This is a genomic window from Streptomyces sp. NPDC051105, assembly GCF_040682795.1.
Classification (GTDB): domain Bacteria; phylum Actinomycetota; class Actinomycetes; order Streptomycetales; family Streptomycetaceae; genus Streptomyces.
Window position 1 is genome coordinate 533,189 of sequence record NZ_JBFBBR010000002.1, and the last position, 19,875, is coordinate 553,063.

The 19,875-nt window shown below is 72.9% G+C and carries 21 protein-coding genes and 2 pseudogenes; 14 read left to right on the forward strand and 9 right to left on the reverse strand.

Features of this window, described 5'->3' with window-relative positions:
* The first annotated feature begins 18 nt into the window (after positions 1 to 18).
* Entirely contained in the window at positions 19 to 852 is an 834-nt protein-coding gene (locus AB0N16_RS06355; protein ID WP_365793628.1) for a pentapeptide repeat-containing protein, read from the forward strand.
* Here AB0N16_RS06355 and AB0N16_RS06360 read toward each other — a convergent pair.
* On the reverse strand, positions 811 to 2,352 hold the full coding sequence (locus AB0N16_RS06360; protein ID WP_365793630.1) for a cytochrome P450: 1,542 nt from the start codon (positions 2,350 to 2,352) through the stop codon (positions 811 to 813). The two genes, AB0N16_RS06355 and AB0N16_RS06360, sit on opposite strands and share 42 nt — an antisense overlap.
* A gap of 108 nt (positions 2,353 to 2,460) precedes the next feature.
* Here AB0N16_RS06360 and AB0N16_RS06365 point away from each other — a divergent pair, with 108 nt between their 5' ends.
* A complete protein-coding gene (locus AB0N16_RS06365) occupies positions 2,461 to 3,066 on the forward strand; it encodes a TetR/AcrR family transcriptional regulator (RefSeq protein ID WP_365793632.1) in 606 nt (201 codons plus the stop codon).
* A gap of 149 nt (positions 3,067 to 3,215) precedes the next feature.
* On the forward strand, positions 3,216 to 3,944 hold the full coding sequence (locus AB0N16_RS06370; RefSeq protein ID WP_365793634.1) for a DUF2470 domain-containing protein: 729 nt from the start codon (positions 3,216 to 3,218) through the stop codon (positions 3,942 to 3,944).
* On the opposite strand, the gene AB0N16_RS06375 is transcribed toward AB0N16_RS06370, so the two are convergent.
* The 3 genes from AB0N16_RS06375 to AB0N16_RS06385 all read right to left on the reverse strand — a co-directional run bounded on the left by AB0N16_RS06375 (position 3,912) and on the right by AB0N16_RS06385 (position 7,536).
* Positions 3,912 to 5,111, reverse strand: coding sequence for a lactonase family protein (locus AB0N16_RS06375; RefSeq protein ID WP_365793636.1), 1,200 nt, complete (start codon positions 5,109 to 5,111; stop codon positions 3,912 to 3,914). The genes AB0N16_RS06370 and AB0N16_RS06375 overlap by 33 nt on opposite strands.
* A 107-nt stretch (positions 5,112 to 5,218) precedes the next feature.
* The gene (locus AB0N16_RS06380) at positions 5,219 to 6,259 is read right to left on the reverse strand and encodes a hypothetical protein (protein WP_365793638.1); all 1,041 of its coding nucleotides are present in this window, start codon (positions 6,257 to 6,259) and stop codon (positions 5,219 to 5,221) included.
* On the reverse strand, positions 6,256 to 7,536 hold the full coding sequence (locus AB0N16_RS06385; RefSeq protein WP_365793640.1) for an FUSC family protein: 1,281 nt from the start codon (positions 7,534 to 7,536) through the stop codon (positions 6,256 to 6,258). The genes AB0N16_RS06380 and AB0N16_RS06385 overlap by 4 nt, the downstream gene beginning before the upstream one ends.
* Before the next feature lie 198 nt (positions 7,537 to 7,734).
* On the opposite strand from AB0N16_RS06385, the gene AB0N16_RS06390 reads away from it, so the two are divergent.
* A complete protein-coding gene (locus tag AB0N16_RS06390; RefSeq protein WP_365793642.1) occupies positions 7,735 to 7,956 on the forward strand; it encodes a hypothetical protein in 222 nt (73 codons plus the stop codon).
* On the opposite strand, the pseudogene AB0N16_RS06395 reads toward AB0N16_RS06390, so the two are convergent.
* Positions 7,953 to 8,354 (reverse strand): annotated as a pseudogene (locus AB0N16_RS06395) (LuxR C-terminal-related transcriptional regulator); the annotation flags it as partial. The gene AB0N16_RS06390 and the pseudogene AB0N16_RS06395 overlap by 4 nt on opposite strands.
* A 3-nt stretch (positions 8,355 to 8,357) precedes the next feature.
* Between AB0N16_RS06395 and AB0N16_RS06400 the strand changes: the two are divergent.
* From AB0N16_RS06400 to AB0N16_RS06410, 3 genes and pseudogenes are all read left to right on the forward strand, one after another.
* A pseudogene (locus AB0N16_RS06400) lies at positions 8,358 to 8,885 on the forward strand (reductase); the annotation flags it as partial.
* A 303-nt stretch (positions 8,886 to 9,188) separates the two neighbouring features.
* A complete protein-coding gene (locus AB0N16_RS06405; RefSeq protein ID WP_365793644.1) occupies positions 9,189 to 10,478 on the forward strand; it encodes an ROK family transcriptional regulator in 1,290 nt (429 codons plus the stop codon).
* A 117-nt stretch (positions 10,479 to 10,595) separates the two neighbouring features.
* A complete protein-coding gene (locus tag AB0N16_RS06410) occupies positions 10,596 to 10,778 on the forward strand; it encodes a hypothetical protein (RefSeq protein WP_365794049.1) in 183 nt (60 codons plus the stop codon).
* A gap of 151 nt (positions 10,779 to 10,929) precedes the next feature.
* On the opposite strand, the gene AB0N16_RS06415 is transcribed toward AB0N16_RS06410, so the two are convergent.
* Both AB0N16_RS06415 and AB0N16_RS06420 read right to left on the reverse strand, forming a co-directional pair.
* Positions 10,930 to 11,892, reverse strand: coding sequence for an SDR family NAD(P)-dependent oxidoreductase (locus AB0N16_RS06415; RefSeq protein WP_365793646.1), 963 nt, complete (start codon positions 11,890 to 11,892; stop codon positions 10,930 to 10,932).
* A 292-nt stretch (positions 11,893 to 12,184) separates the two neighbouring features.
* A complete protein-coding gene (locus tag AB0N16_RS06420; protein ID WP_365793648.1) occupies positions 12,185 to 13,195 on the reverse strand; it encodes a PHP domain-containing protein in 1,011 nt (336 codons plus the stop codon).
* 67 nt (positions 13,196 to 13,262) lie between these two features.
* On the opposite strand from AB0N16_RS06420, the gene AB0N16_RS06425 reads away from it, so the two are divergent.
* Positions 13,263 to 13,511 carry a hypothetical protein gene (locus tag AB0N16_RS06425; protein WP_365793650.1) on the forward strand — a complete coding sequence of 83 codons (249 nt, stop codon included), beginning with the start codon at positions 13,263 to 13,265 and terminating at the stop codon, positions 13,509 to 13,511.
* A 194-nt stretch (positions 13,512 to 13,705) separates the two neighbouring features.
* On the opposite strand, the gene AB0N16_RS06430 is transcribed toward AB0N16_RS06425, so the two are convergent.
* Together AB0N16_RS06430 and AB0N16_RS06435 are read right to left on the reverse strand one after the other, a co-directional pair.
* Positions 13,706 to 14,947, reverse strand: coding sequence for a family 16 glycosylhydrolase (locus tag AB0N16_RS06430; protein ID WP_365793652.1), 1,242 nt, complete (start codon positions 14,945 to 14,947; stop codon positions 13,706 to 13,708).
* 205 nt (positions 14,948 to 15,152) lie between these two features.
* Positions 15,153 to 15,614 (reverse strand): VanZ family protein, encoded by a 462-nt coding sequence (locus AB0N16_RS06435; RefSeq protein ID WP_365794051.1) that lies wholly within the window; start codon positions 15,612 to 15,614, stop codon positions 15,153 to 15,155.
* Between the two features lie 534 nt (positions 15,615 to 16,148).
* Between AB0N16_RS06435 and AB0N16_RS06440 the strand changes: the two genes are divergently transcribed.
* Genes AB0N16_RS06440 through AB0N16_RS06465 form a run of 6 tightly spaced genes read left to right on the forward strand, consistent with a single transcriptional unit; the run spans position 16,149 to position 19,873 of the window.
* Complete coding sequence (locus tag AB0N16_RS06440; RefSeq protein ID WP_365793654.1) at positions 16,149 to 16,331, forward strand: hypothetical protein; 183 nt, start codon at positions 16,149 to 16,151, stop codon at positions 16,329 to 16,331.
* On the forward strand, positions 16,328 to 16,780 hold the full coding sequence (locus AB0N16_RS06445; protein WP_365793656.1) for a monovalent cation/H+ antiporter complex subunit F: 453 nt from the start codon (positions 16,328 to 16,330) through the stop codon (positions 16,778 to 16,780). Before AB0N16_RS06440 ends, AB0N16_RS06445 begins: the two co-directional genes overlap by 4 nt.
* A complete protein-coding gene (locus AB0N16_RS06450) occupies positions 16,773 to 17,027 on the forward strand; it encodes a hydrogenase subunit MbhD domain-containing protein (RefSeq protein WP_365793658.1) in 255 nt (84 codons plus the stop codon). The genes AB0N16_RS06445 and AB0N16_RS06450 overlap by 8 nt, the downstream gene beginning before the upstream one ends.
* A complete protein-coding gene (mbhE, locus tag AB0N16_RS06455) occupies positions 17,024 to 17,764 on the forward strand; it encodes a hydrogen gas-evolving membrane-bound hydrogenase subunit E (protein ID WP_365793661.1) in 741 nt (246 codons plus the stop codon). The genes AB0N16_RS06450 and mbhE overlap by 4 nt, the downstream gene beginning before the upstream one ends.
* 7 nt (positions 17,765 to 17,771) lie before the next feature.
* On the forward strand, positions 17,772 to 18,122 hold the full coding sequence (locus tag AB0N16_RS06460; protein WP_351747717.1) for a sodium:proton antiporter: 351 nt from the start codon (positions 17,772 to 17,774) through the stop codon (positions 18,120 to 18,122).
* Positions 18,122 to 19,873, forward strand: a complete 1,752-nt coding sequence (locus AB0N16_RS06465; protein ID WP_365793663.1) for a proton-conducting transporter membrane subunit — start codon at positions 18,122 to 18,124, stop codon at positions 19,871 to 19,873. Before AB0N16_RS06460 ends, AB0N16_RS06465 begins: the two co-directional genes overlap by 1 nt.
* Positions 19,874 to 19,875: the final 2 nt, after the last annotated feature.

The following is a 19,875-nucleotide window of genomic DNA, read 5'->3' on the forward strand; positions in this document are numbered from 1 at the left end:
GGTCAGTACGCTGGACGGATGCCAGAACAGATATCCGAACGGTCGCGACTGCGCGGGGACTGCACACGGTGCTTCGGCCTGTGCTGTGTCGCTCTGCCGTTCACCGCCTCGGCCGACTTCGCGGTCAGCAAGCCCGCCGGTAAGCCCTGCCGGAACCTCGGCGGCGACCACCGCTGCGGCATCCACACCGAGCTGCGGCAGCGGGGGTTCACCGGCTGCACGGTCTACGACTGCTTCGGCGCCGGTCAGCGGGTCTCGCAGGGCACCTTCGGCGGGCAGGACTGGCGGACCGGGACCGAGGAGCGCGCCCGCCGGATGTTCGACGTGTTCCCCGTCGTACGGCAGCTGCACGAACTGCTCTGGTACCTCACCGAGGCGCTCGGCCTGCCCGCCGCCCGGCCGGTCCACGGCGAGTTGAGGCAGCTGCTGGACGCCACCGAGGAACTCGCCCTCGGCACTCCCGGGGAACTCGCCGACCTGGACGTGGCCGCCCACCGGCAGCGGGTCAACGTCCTGCTGCTGCGCACCAGCGAGCTGGCTCGCGCGGGTGTGGGGGGCCGGGCGAAGGACCGTCGGGGCGCGGACCTGATGGGTGCCCGGCTCAGGGGCGCCGACCTGCGCGGCGCGAGCCTGCGCGGGGCCTACCTGATCGCCGCCGACCTCACCGGAGCCGATCTGCGGGACACCGACCTGATCGGCGCCGACCTGCGCGACGCCGATCTCACCGGCGCGGACCTCACGGGCGCGTTCTTCCTGACCCAGCCGCAGCTCGACGCGGCCCGGGGGAGTGCCGGCACCCGGCTGCCGGCGTCAGTCACCCGCCCCGTGCACTGGGCAGCCGCCGCCCGCTGAGGCGGGCGTGTCGTCCGGCACGGTCACCGGGCCCGGGGCGGGGCGGCGCCGCTCCAGCCGAAGCCGCAGCCCGTCCGGCATCAGCGTCAGCCGCTCGGTCACCCGCAGCCGGTAGCCGGGGTCGGCTGTCAGGTCGTAGCGGCGCAACAGCAGACCGAGGACCAGGGTCGCCTCGTGCAGGGCGAACTGGCGGCCGATGCAGGCCCGGGCACCCGTGCCGAACGGTTTGAAGGTGTGCGGGGCCCGGCCGCGTGCCGCCTTCGCCTCGAAGCGGTCCGGGTCGAAGCTCTCGGCGTCCGGGCCCCACACCTCGGGGTCGCGGTGCAGCATCGGGGTCAGGACCAGGGCCCAGGCGCCCCGGCGCATCGGATGGTCCCCGGCGAGCACGGTGTCCTTGCGGGCCTCGCGGGCGAAGGCGGGGGCGGTGGGCCACAGCCGCAGTGACTCGTCGAGGACCCGGCGGACGTAACGGAGCTTGGCGACCTGGTCGTAGTCCGGCGCGGGCGTGTCGCCCCAGACGCGGTCGACCTCGGCGGCGGCCCTGGCGGCGATCTTTGGGTGCAGGGCGAGGTAGTGCAGGGCGAAGGAGAGTGCGCCCGAGGTGGTCTCGTGGCCGGCCACCAGGAAGGTGATCACCTGCCGCCGTACGTTCTCGACGGAGAGCCGCTCCCCGGTCTCCGGGTGGGCCGTATCCAGCATCCGGTCAAGGAGGTCGCCGTCCCCAGGGCCGGTCCTGCGGCGTTCGGCGACCAGGTCGTCGACCGTGCGGTTGAGGTGGTCGATGTCGGCCGCGTTGCGCCGCGCGGCCTGCCGCAGCAGCAGCGGGGCCAGCGGCGAGGGCACGCTGTTGAGGCGCTGGGCGTAGGTGAGGGTACCGATCATCGCCGTCACGAAGGGGTGCGGCCGGTCCCGCTCGAACGAGCCGAAGTCGTGCCCGAACCCGGTGCGGGCGATCGTCTCCAGGGTCAGCTTGGTCATGTCCCCGGGCACGTCGACCCAGTGGCCGGCCGCCAGTTCCCGGTCCCAGTGGCCGGTGAGCCGGACGGCCACCGACAGCATCATCGCGTGGTAGCCCTCCATCGCCTCCCGGCTGAAACCCGGGGCCAGGACGTCGTGCGCCAGCTGCCAGTTCGGCTCGTGGTTGTACGCCGTGAACAGGCCGTCCCCGGCGATCGGGCGCAGGTTGGCGACCCCCAGGCCGACATGCTTGGCGAACCGCGACTCGTCGGCCATGTCGGCGGCCAGTTCGGCGCCCCACACGAACACGAACTCGTTGCCGAACGCCCGGCGCCGGAAGATCGGGCCCAGCTGCCCGGCGAAGCGCATCGAGTCCTGGAGCGGCTTGCGCCGGTCGACGCCCAGGACGTCGCCGAGGAGGGGCAGCCGGCGCGGCGGGTGCGGTATTCGGTGCAGCTCGGGCCAGCCCTGCTCGGCGCCCCGGAACCCCTTCGGCAGCGGGCCGTCCGTCCCCGTCGCCGTCTGCGTGGCCGTCTCCGCCATGGCGCGATCTCCCTCGATGCTGCGGCAGGTTGAGCTAGTTGTACGTGGGTTCAATAGGCGGTTTCAGTCTCATCCCGTTGTTGAACCCACGTCAAGTAAAGTGCGGGCATGGTCGCGAACCAGGGTGAGCGCAGCCGCCGCAGACTCAGTACCGCGGAACGACGTGAGCAGCTCCTCTCGGTCGGGGCCAGGCTCTTCTCCGAGAGCCCTTACGACGAGGTGTGGATCGAGCAGGTCGCCGAGATCGCGGGCGTCTCCCGGGGCCTGCTGTACCACTATTTTCCGACCAAGCGTGATTTCTTCGCGGCGGTGGTGGAGCGGGAGAGTGAACGGATGCTGCGGATGACGGAGGCCGAGCCCGGCGTGCCCGCCCGGGAGCAGCTCACCGCGGGCCTCGACGTCTACCTCGACTACGTCCACACCCACGCACACGGCTTCCGCGCCTTCCATCGCGCCGAGGCCTCCGGCGACCAGGCCGTCCGCCGTGTCTACCGGCAGGCCCAGACCGCCCAGGAGCACCAGATCCTGGCCGCGCTCGCCGCCGACCCCGAGTTCGGCCCCGCCCTGGAGTCGCGTCCGGACACCAGGCTGGCGGTGCGCGGCTGGCTCGCCTTCACCACGCATGTCTGCCTGGAGTGGCTGCGTACTGAGGAGCTGACGCGGGAGCAGGTGCGGGACCTGTGCGCGCGGGCGCTGCTGGGCGTCCTCTCCTGAGCGTCGCGGCCCCTTTCCGCACCCTGTTCCCGCACGCTGTCCTTCACGTACGCCACGCACGCTGTCCTTCATGTACGCCACGCACGCTGTGCTTGGCGTACTCCCCGATCTTCGATAAGTTAGGTGAGGCTTACCTAAGGAGGTTCGAGATGGGTGACGAACAGGCGGCCTGGGCGGCCGGCCCCGGCGTGGCCGAACAGGCCCGGTCGGTGCCGGCCACGGCGTGGTCGTGCAGGGTGACCGCGGACGGCGGACGCGAGGAGTTCGTCGGCGCGCACACCGTCGCCGACGACGGCCGGGTGCTGCTGCACGTGCCCGAGGACAGCGCCCTGCTCGCGGCCGCGATCTGCGCCCCGCGCGGCGAGCCCTCCGCGGTGCTGGAGTTCGCCGACGTCGCGCCGGTCCCGGTGCGCCACCGGATCCGGGCCCGGCTGTGGATGGCCGGCTGGTTCGTGCCCTCCGACGAGCACCTCGTCTTCCAGCCCACCCGTGTGGTGCTGCGCCGGCCCTCCGGCGCGGTCGTCGTCGACCTCGACGAGTTCGCCGCCGCGCACCCCGACCCACTGGTCGGCGCCGAGGCCGAACTCCTCACCCACCTCGCCGACGCTCACCCCGACGCCGTCGAACGGCTCACCAGGCTCGTCGAGCCCGAGAGCCTGCACGCCGCGACCCGTGTCCAGCCTCTCGCCGTGGACCGGCACGGACTGACCCTGCGCATCGAACGCACCCGCGCCCACGGCGACGTACGGCTGGCCTTCCACGCGCCCGCCGACGACGTCGCCCAGCTCACCGAGCGCATGCACGTCCTGCTGGCCCAGGCCAGTGCCGCCGCCTGCCCGCGGACGCTACAGCGGCAGCGCGCAGACGGCGACGGGTGACGCGAACGGCTCGCCCGCGAGCCGGAGTCCACCGCTCTGTGTATCGACTACGAAGACGCTCACGGTGCCGGACCGCTGGGCGGCCGCGAACAGCAGCCGGCCGTCCGGCGAGAACGCGATCTGCCGGGGGAAGTCCCCCTCCACCGGCACCGTGTCCAGCAGCCGCAGCCGGGCCCCGTCGGCCTCGACCGCGTACCGCGCGAGCGTGTTGTCGCCCCGGTTGGCCAGGTAGGCGTAGGCGCCGTCGGCGGTGACCAGGATCTGGGCCGGGTAGTTGGTGGTGCCCGCCCTGCTGCCGGTGGACTGGGGTGGGCCGATCGAGAGCCGGCCGGCGGCCGGGTCGTAGCCGCACACCGCGATCGTGTCGTCCACCTCGTTGGCCAGGTACGCGTACCGTCCGCCCGGATGGAAGGTCAGATGGCGCGGGCCGGCCCCCGGCCTGGTGTGCGCCTGGGCGGCCTCGGTGAGCGTGCCCGTCGCGAGGTCCAGGCGGTAGCTGTAGACCGTGTCGGTGCCCAGGTCGACGGCGAGGACATGGCCGCCGTCCGGGCTGGTGACGAACTGGTGGGCGTGCGGGCCCTGTTGACCGGGGCCGGGCGCCGGACTGGAGTGCGTGACCAGGTCCGTGCGCTCGCCGAGGGCGCCCGTGGGGTCGATCGGGTGGACGGCCACGCTGCCCGAGGTGTAGTTGGCGCTCAGCAGCCAGCGGCCGCTCGGGTGCACCGAGAGATGACAGGGCCCGGCCCCGCCCGTGCTCCGGCTGCCGAGGATCTTACGGTCCGCCAGGCGTACGGCGGTCACCCCGCCGTCCTTGCGCTCGTTCACCGCGTACAGCGTCCGGCCGTCCGGGTGGACCGCCAGATACGACGGGTCGGTGACGCCGGCGATCGTGCCGGTGCCGGTGATCCGGCCACTGTCGGGGGCGTAGGTGGCCAGGCCGATGCCGGTGCCGCCGCCGTCCACGGAGGTGTAGGTGCCGAGGTAGAGCGGGCGCGGGCCGGCGGGTGGCTTCGTCGGGGACTCGGGGGCCGGGCGCCGTGCCGGGCGGGTCTCCTCGGGCGGTGCCGCCGGCGCCGGGACCGCCACCACCGCCGCCGCGCCCGCCAGAGCACCGACGAACCGGCGCCTGCTCCAGCCGCCGCGCGTCGCTTCCGTACCACTGCCCATGCCCGCACCTCAGGTCGTCGGTCGCCTCGGTCGCCACAGCCACCTTGGCGCGGGCCCCGGGACAAAGGCAAGACGGGCAACGGGCGTTGCGCAACTTGCAACGGATGTCACCAGTCGCCGTCCTCCACCGGGGTGCCCGGTGTGTCCTTCAGGGGGATCACCTGCCCCTGGGACGGCTGCTGCCAGGGCTCGAGGTCGTCGCCGAGCCAGTCGCCGACCGGCTGGACCGCCGCCAGGGCGTCCGTGGGGGCGAGATCCTCGGCGTCCTGGTCGTAGTAGTCGTACCAGGGCAGCCCGGCGCGGGTGTACGCCGCCCGGTCCACCGGCGACGGCGGGGGCGCCTCGCCCGTGATGCTGCGCCACTCAGGGGGCGTGACCAGGTGCACGAAGACCCGCCCGGCAGGGCTGTCGGCCCAGTCCCGTGGCGGCCGGTCGTCCTGGTAGACCTCCTGGCGCATCGCGCCGCCGACCCCGAGACCCATCCCGGCCGAGCGGGAGCGTGGGGCGGCGGCGGGCGCGGCCGCGGCGGGTGCCGAGGCCATCATCGGCAGTGCCGCGCCGTATCCGCCGAGCGGCCCCGGAGCGGGCGTCCGCTCCCGCCGCAGCCGTTCCTCGCGCCGCCACCGGGCGAGCGGCTCCTCCTTGAGCGCGAAGGACTGGAGCTGCACCCCGCCCCACACCTCCTCGCCGGTGACCTGCCCCTCCACCGTGGTGCCGAGACCGAGCGGCACCGCCACGAACTGGCGGACCGTACCCTTCCCGGAATTGATGCCGTCCAGCCAGGGCTGACGGGGCAGCGCCAGGTAGTTCTGCGGATCCCGGGACAGCCGGTCGCTCCACGGCTCGCCGGAGACCGCGCACACCTTGCCGACGCCGACCTGGAGGGCGGCCGGCTCCACCGTGCCCGCGAAGCTCAGCCACATCGCCTCGCGCAGATACACCGGCAGCATCACCCCGCCACGCGCCCGCCACCCGGCCGGGACCGTGTCCGGATAGTCGCTCACCCGTCGCACCGGGAACTCGCCGAGCCCCGGCGGCAGCGGATGCGTCCCCGTCTCCGGCAATCGCAGCGTCCGCACGAAGCGCACCGCCACCGCGCCCGGCAGCCGCAGCGTGTTCCCGTCGATCCGTACCGCCGTGTCCGTCACCGGTGTGCCCCCTTGTCCGTCCCGGACTGAGAACGCCCCGCACCATCCGTCCGGTTCCGCTGCAGTCGCTCCGGTACGCCGATCCGCTCCCGCAGCCAGGTCAGCCGGGGTCGCCGGGCGCGCTGTTCGCCGGAGACGCGGTCCAGCTCCTCCAGCAGCCGACGGGTGCGGTGCTCCGTGTTCAGCTCGTCGAGGAGCCGGTTGACCTCCGTCAGGACGGCACCCAGCAACTGCCAGTTCCGGTCGTCGTGGCGGACCTCGTCCCGGAGCAGCTCGGCGAGCTTGTCGCGGGTACCGGTCGCGGTGTGCAGCTCGGCGGAGAGCCGGGCCTCGGCCGACTCGGCGCTCTCGCTGATGCTGGTCGTCACCAGCACCGCGAAGCTCACCACGGCGTCGGCGATCTGGGACAGCAGCTGTTCCACGGCCACCCCCGCGTCCGAGGCGAACAGCATTTCGGGTTCGCGGGCTTTTGCCAGGTCGGTGAAGGTGCGGGCCAGCACGCGCAGCACGACCGTGCAGATCTCCAGGGTGTCCAGACCGGTGCGCAGCACCACCCGGTGCAGCAGGCCCTCCTTCACCCGCGGATTGAGCCGCAGGCTGTCCTCGGCCTGCCGCAGCGCGGCGTCCACCTCGACGATGGCGTGGTCGAGCCGGCGGGCCTCGTGCAGCCGCTCGGCCGCCCGCTGCCAGGGCGTCAGCCCCGACGCCTCCTCGCCCATGCGCAGCATCAACTGCCGCAGCCGGCGGGCCAGGCCCTCGATCGACTCCCCGGCCTCGTCCACCCACACCGGGGGAGGCAGCAGCAGATTGCAGGCCATGCCGACGACCGCGCCGATCAGTGTCTCCACGATCCGCGCCCACGCCGTACTGCTGATGGTGGTGACCCCGAGCACCAGCATGGCGCTGATCGCCACCTCGGGGATGTACTCGTCGACCCGGACCAGGTGCCCCACCGCCAGCGAGGCCACGATCAGCAGCGCCAGGCTCCACCAGGTCAGCCCCACCAGCTGGCTGAAGGCGATGGCGACCAGCACGCCGGCCACCACCGCGTTGACCCGGCGGAAACCGTTGGTGAGGGTCGCGTACAGGGTCACCTGCACGACCAGGAGCGCGGTCAGCGGAGCGGTCAGGGGCGCCGGTTCCGGGCTCAGCCGGAGCGCGACCACGTAGGCGATCGTGGCCGCGGCGGCCGACCGCAGCGTCTGGACGACCACCGGGTCCCGATGGCGCCGTAGCAGTTGCGGCAGACCCTTGGCCCACTTCCGTACGTCTTGCATCCCTTGGCCTGTTCCCACTCACGGGTCACATCGAACGTATTTTCCGCGGATCACTCGCGCGCCGGTGGCTGGCTGACCAGGGTGGACTACGGAGGGTTTCCGGGCGCGGTGTCCCGGCGCCCGCATCCGAACGCCAGGCCGACGCGTCTCCTGCTCCCGAGGTGTCGAACGGATGCGCGGGACGGAAGGGTTGGGACGTTGAACTTCGGCGCGGTGCTGTGCACGGTGGTGGGCCTCGGACTCCTCGGGTTCGCGGTGCGGGAGAGCGCGGTGGTGAGGCGCCTTCCTGGGCGTGGGGGTGTGCATCGCCCTGACGAGCTGACACCCCGCGTCCGCTTCGGCGCCCCGGAAGGAGCGGGTACGGCCTACTCCGCCGGCTCGGGTGGCCAGGTGCCGGGGGTCAGCACCCCCAAGGCCTAGGCCCGGGCGACCAGTTCGGTGCGGTTGGCCGCCGACCAGCGGGCCGACAGGCGGCGCAGGTGGTAGGTGACGCCATCCTTGGTGAGGCCCAGGTCCCGGGCGGCCTGGGCGGTGCCGGCGCCCCTGGCCAGCAGTGCCAGTACCCGCCCCTCGACCGGGGTGACCTTCGCCGGCTCCGCCGCGGGCGCCTCGCGCTCGCCGTCCATCCGCAACATCACCAGCAGCGACGGCGTCTCGCCCAAGGCCTCGCTGACCGGGTCCGCCGTCAGCTCCCCGTACCGCTCGGCCCCGCCGGGCGCCCGCCACCGTACCGACACCTGGTAGCGCGAGCGGTGCCGCAGCCGCAGCGCCTCGGCGATCCGCTCCACCTGCGCCTCCTCCTGCGGGCGGAACAGCTCCCGTTCACCGCCCGGCTGCGCACCGCCCTCCTCGAGCGCTACGGCGACCCGGACGCCACCCCGGCCGGACCGGAACCCACCGCCGCCTACGAGGTCCGCGCCCTGACCGGCGGAGCCCTCGACGCCCTCGCCGAGCGCCACGGACTCGTCCCGATGACGGTCACCGAGGCCCATGACCTCACCGCCCCCGGCCACCCCCGCATCAAGCGGTTCCTGCGCGTCGCCCCGCCCGACGGCGTCACCTACCGCACCGCCGACCACCTGACCGTGCTCCCCGCCAACGCCCCGGAGCTCGTCACCCGCGCGGCCACCGCACTCGGCGTCGACCTCGACACCGTCCTCGACATCCGCGCCATCCGCCCGCGCCGCGACGGCCTCGCCGTCGACCGTCCGCTGACGGTACGTCAACTATTCACCCACCACGTCGAGTTGCAGGAGCGTCAGAACGCCCGCCAGCTGTCCCTCCTGGCCGACGCCAACCCCTGCCCGCCGGAGAAGGCCGCGCTCGCCGCGCTGAGCGACGACCCGCGCGGCAGCAGGATGGCGCCGGGCGTCCGGGAGGCGTTCCGCACCCTGTACCGGGAACGGACGACCGGCGGGAACGTCGAAGAATGGCTGGACTCCCTGGTGTCGGAAGGCCGATACGTGGAGGATGTATACGCGGCCAACTGATCGACGCCCTCGCCGGTAGCGCCCCGTGAGGGGCGCTCCCCCGTCCTCGCCCCTTCTTGCCATCCCTTCACTCACAGCGTGAACTAAGGGTTGGGAAAATGTCGCTTCCCACCGCCCGAAGGAGTATGTTGCAGGTCGGGAAGGGTTCGTGAAGGGAGCCACATGGCGGGGCGGAACGGGCGCACGGTACGCGACCTCAGGAGGGCCAACCGCACGGCCGTGCTCCAGCGGCTCTATTTCGACGGCCCCCTCAGCCGCTTCGAGCTGGGCCCGGCCACCGGCCTGAGCTCCGGCTCGGTGAGCAACGTGGTCGCCGACCTGGTCGCCGACGGCCTGGTCGAGGAGGCCGGCAGCGTCGACTCCGACGGCGGCCGCCCCCGCACCCTGCTGCGCGTCGCCCCGGACAGCGGTCACATGATCGGCGTCGATGTCGGCGAGACCCGGGTCCGGGTCGAGCTGTTCGACCTCACGCTCACCGAACTCGCCCGTGTCGAGCGTCCGCTGGAACAGCAGGGCTACGACGTCGAAGTGATCGTCGGCCACATCCGGGACGGCATCGCGGAGGTCCTCGCGACCGAGGGGGCCTCTCCCGAGCTGCTGCTCGGCGTCGGTGTCGGCGTCCCCGGCATCGTCGAGCACACCGCCGACCGCGGTGCCCTGGTGCACGGCCAGACCATCGGCTGGGACGCCGTCCCGCTGGAGGAGCTGCTCCGTACCGGCTGCCAACTCCCGGAATCCGTGCGGTACTTCATCGACAACGGTGCCAAGACCCTGGGACAGGCCGAGATGTGGTTCGGCGCCGGGCGCGGCGCGGACAACGCCGTCGTGGTGCTGTTCGGCTCCGGCGTCGGCGCCTGCCTGGTCACCGCCGAGGTGGAGCACGGCCGGGCCGTCGAATGGGGCCATCTGACGGTACGGGTGCGGGGCCGACGCTGCCGCTGCGGTGCGCTCGGCTGCCTGGAGGCATACGCCGGCGCCGAGTCGTTGCTGGCCCGCTGGCGGGAGGAGGGCGGCCGGCCGGCCGAGGGCACCGACGAGGAGACCGCGCTCACCGCGATGCTCGCCGCCGCCTACCCGCCCGAGGGCACCGAGCCCGACCCGGTCGCGCTCGCCGTCCTGGAGGAGACCGCCGAGTACCTGGGCGCCGGGCTCTCCGACCTGATCAACCTCTTCCAGCCCGAGCGGATCCTGATCGGCGGCTGGGCCGGCCTTCAGCTCGGCGCCCGCTTCCTGCCCGCGGTACGCCGGTACGCGACCACGTACGCGCTGCGCCACCCCGCCGAGCAGGTCACCATCGACCTCGGCCGGCTCGGGCCGGACGCGGTCACTGTCGGGGCCGCGATCCTGCCCCTCGCCGACTTCTTCAGCCGCGGCGGGCGCCGCGCGGAACCGGCGACCGAGGACCGCCTGCCCGCCTGGCGCACGGCGCTGGAGGAGCGGACCCCGCGCTGAGCCGCCTGCGGTTTCACGGCTCCCGGGCGAGGTACCCGCGTAGTGCCCGGACCGATGTGACGTGTGAGGGGAGCAGCCGTGGGTGATCAGCAGGACAGTGGGCCCATACCCCGGGACATGCCGGACCAGCAGGCCCGGCCCGAAGGCCGTGACCCGTGGGAGGTGGCCGAGGGCGACCCGGACGCCCAGGAGGACGCCGGCCTCCCCGACACCGACGAGGCCGGGACGGGACTCCGGGGCGCACCGCGCCCGGGGGTGGTGAACCCCGAGGAGCCGCTGCCGGAGGAACCGTCGGCCTGAGCGGTGGTCGCGGCCCGGCCGAGCCCGGTGCGGGGCAGCTGCCCCGGCTCGCGGGAGCCTGCGCAGGGCACCGGGCGGTGCACGCCCCGTGCGGGGCAACTGCCCGCAGACGTCCGGGAGTTCGTCGACACCGGGAGTATGACGGCGGGTGTCAGGCGAACGCGTTCACGCCCGTCAGTTCCGCCGAGAGGTCCCAGAGCCGTGCGGCCTGGTCGGGGTCGATCGCCCATGCCTTGACCCCGGTCGGTTCGCCCTCCACGGCGGGCTCGGCGATGTCGCAGTCCTCCAGGTAGACCCCGCCCATGTCCGCGAGCTGCGGAGAGGTGGCCGCCCAGGTCTGGGTGGCCGCGCCCTGCGGCGGTGTCTTGAAGCCCTGCGGGTTCAGCGGGGTGCCCTGCTCGTCGACCCAGCCGCGCTCGATCATCTCCTCGCGGGGGATGTGGCGCTGGAGGGGGGTCATGATGCCGCCGGGGTGCAGCGCGAAGGCGCGCACGCCGGAGTCCTGGCCGAGCCGGTCGAGGTGCACGGCGAACAGCACGTTCGCGGTCTTGGCCTGGCCGTACGCCTGCCACTTGTCGTAGTCGTGCCGCCACTGGACGTCGTCCCAGCGCATCCCGGCGAAGTGGTGGGCGCGCGAGGAGACCGACACGACCCGCGCGCCGCCCGGTACGAGAGCCGGCCAGAGCCGGTTGACCAGGGCGAAGTGCCCCAGGTGGTTGGTGGCGAACTGGGCCTCCCAGCCGGGCCCGACCCGGGTCTCGGGACAAGCCATGATGCCCGCGTTGTCGATCATGAAGTCGACGGGCCGGCCGGAAGCCAGGAACCGGTCGGCGAAGCCGCGCACGCTGTCCAGATCGCCGAGGTCCAGCTCGTCCACCTCGACCCGGTCCAGGCCGGCCAGCGCCTCCCGGGCGGCCTCGGCGCGCCGGGCGGGGACGACGACGTGGGCGCCCGCCTTGGTCAGCGCCCTGGTGGTCTCCAGTCCGAGTCCGGAGTAGCCGCCGGTGACGATCGCGAGCCGGCCGTCGAGGTCGAGGCCCGCCAGGACCTCGTCGGCCGTGCTGTCCGCGCCGAATCCGGAACCGATCTTGTGCTGAGGAGTCGTAGTGCTCATGACTCGAACGCTACGAATTGGAGTGCGCTCGAAGTCAAGCCGGGATCCCGGGGCCCGTGAACAGCCCCCGGACAGCGGAAAGCCCCAGCCGCGACGGGGGATTCGCGGCCGGGGCGGCCAAGTGGTGGGCACGGATGGCGGTCGCCTCTCGGCGAAAGGCTCCACAGGGCTTCAGCCGAACGATCGTCCCTGTGGGCAAAAGGTGAGGCCCGGGGACACTGTCCCATCCGCACCCACGGGTGGTTCAACGGACAACCACCCCGGGCTGTTCCAGGCCCTGGCGTGATGAGCGTCACCCGGCCCCGGTCCAGGCCAGCAGCCGCTCCGCCGGCCAGGTGTTCACCACCCGCTCGGCGGGCGCCCCGCACTCCTCCGCCCGGGCACAGCCGAGAATCTGCCAGTCCAGCTGGCCGGGCGCGTGCGCGTCGGAGTCGACCGAGAACAGCACGCCCGCCTCGACGGCCCGGCGCAGCAGCCGCCGGGGCGGATCCAGGCGCTCGGGGCGGCTGTTGATCTCCACGGCCGTACCGGACCCGGCACACGCGGCGAACACCTCGTCCGCGTCGAACTCGGACTCCGGCCGCCCCCGGCCGGTGACCAGTCGCCCCGTGCAGTGGCCCAGGACGTCCGCGTGCGGATCGCGTACGGCGCGCACCAGGCGCCGGGTCATCGAGCGGGCGTCCATCCGCAGCTTGGAGTGGACCGAGACGACGACCACGTCCAGCCGCTCCAGCAGCTCCGGTTCCTGGTCCAGCGACCCGTCCTCCAGGATGTCGCACTCGATGCCGGTGAGCAGCCGGAACGGCGCCCAGGAGGCGTTGAGCTCCGCCACCACCGCCAGCTGGTCGCGCAGCCGCTCCGGGGACAGCCCGTGAGCCACCGTGAGCCGGGGCGAGTGGTCGGTGAGCACCGCCCACTCGTGGCCGAGCGCGGCCGCGGTGCGGCCCATCTCCTCGATCGGGCTGCCGCCGTCGGACCAGTCCGAGTGCAGATGGCAGTCCCCGCGCAGCAGCGCCCGCAGCCGGGACCCGCCGTCCACCGCGGGTTCGCCCGCGTCTTCCTCAAGCGTGCGCAAATATCCGGGCAAATCTCCCGCGAGCGATTCCCGGACCACCTGGGCCGTCTTCGGGCCCACGCCCCGTAGCGATTCGAGGGTGCCGGCCCGGGCCCGCTCGGCGATCTCACCGGCGGGCAGGGCGGCCAGAACCCGTGCGGCGGTGCGGAAGGCGCGCACCCGGTAGGCCGGTGCCAGGGATCGTTCCAGCAGGAAGGCGATCCGTTCCAGCGCCTCGACGGGTCCCATGGCCACCTCCACCGTCAGGGTGACTCAGGCAAGTCACTTCCGCCCGGGGAGATCTACCCTCGATTGCATGACCGAGATAGCGAGCCCGTTCATCTCCCGGCCGCGGATCCTGGTGCTCGGCGTCATGACCGGCAGGCCGGGCACCTTGCCCTTCCGCATCGTGGAGATCGACGGTGAGGTGGTCGGTGAGGCGAGGGACATCACCGAGGTGCTGGCGGTCGCCGCGACCCACGGGATCACGGTCCACGACCTGGACGACCCGGCCGTGGTCTGCTGGGTGGGCGGGGACAAGTTCACCTGGACGCCCCGTCGCTAATGCCGTGACCGGAAAGGTTCACCGGCTCGCGACGCCCGGCACGGCACCTCGCCGCGCTGTCGCACCGCCCGGGTACATCCAGTACGCGGGTGATGCTCCGCCTTGCGATGCACCGCACCGGACGCCGCGAGCTTCCCGGCAAACCATTCCGGTCCCAGCACCAGACAGCGACCACCGGCCGGCGAGTCCTGCTCTCAGCCGACGGTCCATTTCTGGTTGGCGCCGCCGGAGCAGGTCCAGATCTGCAGCCGGGTGCCGTTGGCCGAGTTGTTGCCGGTGACGTCCAGGCACTTGTTCGCCTGCGGGTTCACGATGTCGTGCGCCGCGGAGACGGCCCACTTCTGCGCGGCGCTGCCGTTGCAGTCGTAGAGCTGGACCGTCGTGCCGTCCGCGGTGCCGCCGCTGGTGACGTCGAGGCACTTGCCGAGCGCGCGGATGGTGCCGTCGCTGCCCACCGTCCACTGCTGGGCGGCGGAGCCGTTGCAGTCGTAGAGCTGGACGGGGGTGCCGTTGGCGGAGTTCGCCCCCGCCACGTCCACGCACTTGCCGGCCAGGCCCTTGATCGCGACGCCGGCCGCGGTGTCGCTCGTCGTCACCGACACCGAGTCCACGACCAGCTGCGCCGGGAACGCCGTGGAGCTGTTGGGGTCGCCCGGCCAGTAGCCACCGACGGCCAGGTTCAGGATCAGGAAGAACGGCTTGTTGAACGCCCAGGTGTTGCCGCCCACGTCGGCGGGGGTGCGGGTCTGGTAGGCGATTCCGTCGACCGACCAGGTGATCGAGTTGGGCGCCCAGTCGACCGCGAAGGTGTGGAAGGCGTCCGCGAAGGCCTGGCCGTTCGGCAGCGTGTAGCCGGCGCCTATCCCGGCCGAGCCGGAGTAGCCGGGGCCGTGGATGGTGCCGTGGATGGTCGAGGGCTCGAACCCGACGTTCTCCATCACGTCGATCTCACCGGAGTTCGGCCAGCCGACCGACCCGATGTCGGTGCCGAGCATCCAGAACGCCGGCCACATGCCCTGCCCGCGCGGGATCTTCATCCGGGCCTCGACATGTCCGTACTGCGCGCTGAACTTGCCGGAGGTGTTCAGGCGGGCCGAGGTGTACTGACAGGTGCCGTACCAGCACTGGTAGTTGGCGGGATTCTCCTTCTTGGCCGTGATGACCAGGTGGCCCTGGCCGTCGAGGGCCGCGTTGTTGGTGCCGGAGGTGTAGTACTCCCGTTCGTGGTTGTTGACGTTGTCGCCGGTCTCCAGGGTCCACTTCGAGGAGTTGACCGCCGAACCGGCGGCGCCGTCGAAGGTGTCGGAGAAGGTCACGGCGGCCGCGGCGGCGTCGGCGGCGTCGGCCCGATGTGCGGGACCGACCGCGACCGACCCGAGGAGGGCGGCGGACAGGGCGGCGAACAGGCATCTGCGGATAAGGCGCGGGGAGGCCACGGCTCGTCCTTCCGTACGGCGGCCGGGTGCGGGGAGGCATCCGGCCGGGGTGGGGGGTGAAGGCGTCGCCTCTTGATTTAAGAGATGAGATAAGTGGCGCGTCAATACCTTGGTACGGACCAGTGTCGGACGATCGCGACGATCGCACGGTGACCATCCCGGGCCCCCGCATGGGGCGGCCGCGGGGTGGGTCATGCCTTCGCCGTCAGACCTTCGCCTTCTTCGGCTTGCGCGCGTGGACCGCCCGGCCGAGCCTGCGGCCCAGCAGCACCCAGCCGATCAGCGCCCCCGAGGTGTTGAGGATGACGTCGTCCACGTCGAAGGCGCGCCCTTCGACCAGCAGGCCCTGAGCCGTCTCGACCATCAGCATCACGAACGCGGTGAGCAGCAGCACCCCGAAAAAGCCCCGGGCGCGCGGCACGAGGACCGGCACGATGATCCCGAACGGCACGCCGAGCAGGATGTTCCCGCCGATCTGCTTGACCGCGTCCCGCAGGGCGGGCTGGTCCAGATAGATCTTGAGGGAGCGGCCGGGATGCAGATTGGTGTGCGCGATCGACACGGACGCCGGCGAGGGATCCAGCGTCAGCCGGGCCAGCACGACGGCGAACGCCACCATCACCGCGAACGCGCACAGCATGGCCAGCACCCGCAACGGCAGCGGCAGCGGACGGCGTTCGGTACCGGTGGCCCCGGCGGTGCGGCTGGCCCTGCCGGTGCCGCCGGCCTTCCCGTCGCCGCTTGTCCTGCCGGTACGCCCCGCCTTGCCGATGCGGCCCTTCTTCCCGGTGTCGGCGGTCTTTCCGGTGCCGGCCTTCGTGGTGGCGGCCGGCTCGGTGCGGCGGACGCCGACAGCGCGGGCGACCTTGGTCAGTACCCCGGGCCGCTTGCCGGTGTCCTTGTCCGTGTTCGTCCCGTCGTTCTTCTCGGCCCTGGTCGTGCGCAGACGCGAGACGGCACTGGCCATGAGGTCCTCCACTTGTCAACAGTCCGGCGTGCTGACCCAGTTACCCAGGAACCGCCCGGAGATGCCCTCGCCCATGGCGGCGGCCGGAGCGCATCCGAGGTTTCCGTCCGCGCTCGCCGGGCACTTCGGTACCCGTTCCCCGCGTGCCGCCGCTCCCCGCGACGGACGCGGTGCTTGGATGCCGGAAGCGGCGAAACGGGCATAGCGCCGCAAGGCGACCCAAGGAGGCGGCGGATGACCGGACGCACGGCGCTCGTCGCCGCGGCCGAGTTCCTGACCTGGTGGGCCGGACTGGCCCTGCTCTGGCTGGTGTTCATCGGCCCCGTCGACACCCTGGAGCGGATCGTCGGCGCGACCGCGGCGGCCGGCGGCGCCCTCGCCGCCCGGGTCGGCCGACGGGCGGTGACCTGGCGGTGAACGGCTGGATCCTTGCCGCGACCGTGCTGCTGGCCGGGGGAGTGGGCACCGCCCTGTGGGCGGTCGCCACCGGCCCGCTCGGCCGCCGGGTGGTCGGCCAGAACCTCGCCACCTCCGCGGCCTGCCCCAGCCTGCTGCTGCTCGCCCAGGGCTACGGCCGTACGTCCTACGTCGATCTCGCGCTGCTCCTCGCGCTGCTGGGCCCGGTCGGCACCCTGGTCTTCGCCCGGCTGCTCGCCGACGACCTGGCGGACGAACGGCCCGCCGCCTGGGGCCTGACCTGGACGGCGGCCGCGGTCGGCGCGGTGGTCGTGCTGGTGCTCTGCGCGGTGACCGGACCGGGTCGGGCGACGGTGAAACTGCTGGTGATCGGGGCGCTGCTGATCGGCGGGAACGTGGTCGCCTCACGGGCGCTGTCCGGCGGGTTCCGGGGGGTGCGCGGTGGCTGACGCGGTGATCGTCGTCGCGCTGCTGCTGACGGCCGCCTCGGCGACCGCGGCCGTGGCGACCCGTGACCCGGCCCGTCAGGCCCTGGTCCTGTCCCTGCTCGGTCTGGTCCTCGGTGCCCTGTTCACCGTGCTCCAGGCCCCCGACGTCGGCCTCTCCCAGCTCGCCGTCGGCTCCGCGCTCACCCCGTTGCTGATCATGCTGTCGGTCCGCAAGGTGAAGCGGCGCGGAGAGGCGGACGACAGGTGACCCGGCGCCTGCGGCTGTGGTTGCTGGCCGTCGGCGGCGCGGGCCTCGCCGCCCTGCTGGTCGCCGCCTGCCTCGACCTGCCGTCCTTCGGCGGCCGCAGCCACCCCTACGGCGACCGCGCCGTCCGGGTCTCCCTGGCCCGGCACACCGCCAACGTCATCTCCTCCGTCAACTTCGACCAGCGCGCCTACGACACCCTCGGCGAGATGAGCATCCTCTTCGCCGCCGTCCTCGGCTGTGTGGTCCTGCTGCGCCAGACCCGCGACGAGCACCGGGCCCGTCCACGGCCCGCCGAAGTCGCCCGGGCCGTCCGCCGGTACGCCCTGCTGGTGCTCCCCGTCGCCCTGGTCACCGGCCTGTACGTCATCGCACACGGCCAGCTCAGCCCCGGCGGCGGCTTCCAGGGCGGGGTCGTCGCCGCGACCGCACTGCACCTGCTGTACCTCGGCGCCGACTACCACGCCCTGGAACGCGTCCGCCCGATCGGCGTCTTCGAGGTCGCCGACTCCCTGGCCGCCTGCGCCTACCTGGTGCTGGGCCTCTCCGGGCTGCTGGCCGGCACCGCGTTCCTCGCCAACACACTGCTGCCGTACGGGACGTTCAACACGCTGTCCTCCGGCGGCCTGGTCCCCCTGCTGAACGCGGCCATCGGCATGGAGGTGGCGAGCGCGGTCGTCGTCCTGCTCGCCGGCTTCCTCGACCAGGCCGTGGAGATCGAGGACGAGAACGGGAGTTGAGCCGCCGATGATGCACGTATTCCCCTATCTGGTCGCCGTCTGGATCTTCCTGACGGGCTGTTACGGCCTTGCCACCAGCCGGAACCTGATCCACGCGGTCGGCTGCCTGGCCGTCGTCCAGTCGTCGACGTACGTCCTGCTGCTCGCGGTCGGCTACCGCGACGGTGGCACCGCCCCCGTCTTCTCCGATCTCAGGCCCGGCACCCGGCCGCTGGTCGACCCGGTGGTGCAGGCCCTCGCCCTGACCGACGTGGTGGTCGGCGCGACCGTCACCGCGCTGCTGCTCGCGCTGGTCCTGCAGATCGCCAAGCGGCACGGCACGGTCGATCCCGACGAACTGACGGAGCTGCGCGGCTGATGCACCACCTGCTGCCGCTGCTCGTGGCCGTCCCGCTGCTCGGCGCCACCCTGCTGGTGGCCGGTGGCCGCCGGCTGCACCGGGTCCTCGCCGAGAGCTTCGCCTGCGCGGTGTGCGCGGGCACCTGCGCCCTCGCGTTGATCCTGCTGCTCAACTCCTCGCCCCCGCTGGTCGAGTGGGCCGGCGGCTGGCGGCCGGTCGGCGGGGAGAGCGTCGGGATCGTGCTGACCGGGGACGGCCCCGCGCTCGGCATGGCCGCCCTCGCCTCGCTGCTGACCCTGGCCGCGCTGGTCTACTCCTGGCACTACTTCGCGGAGCCGCCGCGCCAGCACGCGGGCTCCTTCCCGGCGCTGATCCTGGTCTTCCAGGCCGGGATGTGCGGCTTCGTGCTCGCGGGCGACCTGTTCAACGCGTTCGTCTTCTTCGAGCTGATGAGCGTCGTCGCCTACGCGCTGACCGGCTACCGCATCGACGAGGCGAAGGCGGTGCAGGGGGCCCTGACCTTCGGCGTGGTCAACTCCCTCGGCGCGTACGCCATGCTGACGGGTATCGCCCTGCTGTACGCCCGCACCGGCGAACTGGGCATGGCGAAGATCGGTCGCGGTCTGGACGCGCGCGGCCACCCCGACGCGCTGGTCCTGGCCGCTTTCGTGCTGGTGCTCACCGCTCTGCTGGTCAAGGCCGCCGCCGTGCCCTTCCACTTCTGGCTCCCGGACGCCCATGCCGTCGCCCCCACCCCGGTCTGCATGCTCCTCTCCGGAGTCATGGTCGAGCTCGGCGCCTACGGTGTGTGGCGGGTGTACGGCACGGTCTTCGCCGGACCCGGCGGCATCCCGGCCGCCGACCTGGAACGGGCACTGGTCGTCCTCGGCACGCTCACGGCCGTGCTGGGCGCGTTCATGTGCTGGCACCAGCGGCACATCAAGCGGCTGCTGGCCAACTCCACGATCGCCCACACCGGGCTGTTCCTCGTCGGCCTCGGCGTCCTGACTCCGGCGGCCGACTCCGGGATCGCCCTGTACCTGGTCGGGCACGCCGGGGTGAAGGCCGCCCTCTTCGCCTGCGCGGGGATCCTCCTGGACCGCTACGGCAACGTCGACGAACGCGCGCTGCACGGCCGGGCCCGGGAACTGCGCACCGTCGGCGTCCTGTTCACCCTCGGGGCGCTGGCCCTCGCGGGGTTGCCGCCGTTCGGCACCGCGCTCGGCAAGTCGGTCGCCGAGGAGGCGGTGGGCACTCCGCTGACCGTGCTCTACGTCGTCGTGTCGGCGGTGACGGCGGGGGCGGTGCTGCGGGTCGCCGCCCGGGTCTTCCTCGGCCTCGGGGACCGGCCGCCCAAAGGCGTCGCGTACGAGACCACCGGGGACGACGAGGAGCCCGAGACCGAGGGCCGGCTCGGGCGGATCCCGGGCACGATGACCGCCGTCCCCGCCGCGCTGCTGGCCGGCGCCCTCGCCGTCGGCATCGTCCCCGGCTTCCCGGCGGCGCTGGCCCACGCCGTGGACAGGGGCAGGACCCCGGCCCTCGTCCACTGGACGTCCACCGGGGTCCTGCTGGGCTGCCTCTCCACCCTCCTGGCCGTCGGCCTGGCCGCCCTCGCGGTCTTCCGACCCGGCCTCCTGGCGGCCCGGGGCCAGGCACTGCCGCTGCGCCGCCTGCAGTCCGGGCACGTCGGGGACTACGTGGCCTGGCTGCTGGTCGGCGCCGCGACGCTCGGGGCGCTGGCCCTGCCGGGTGTGCTGGGTGGCTGATC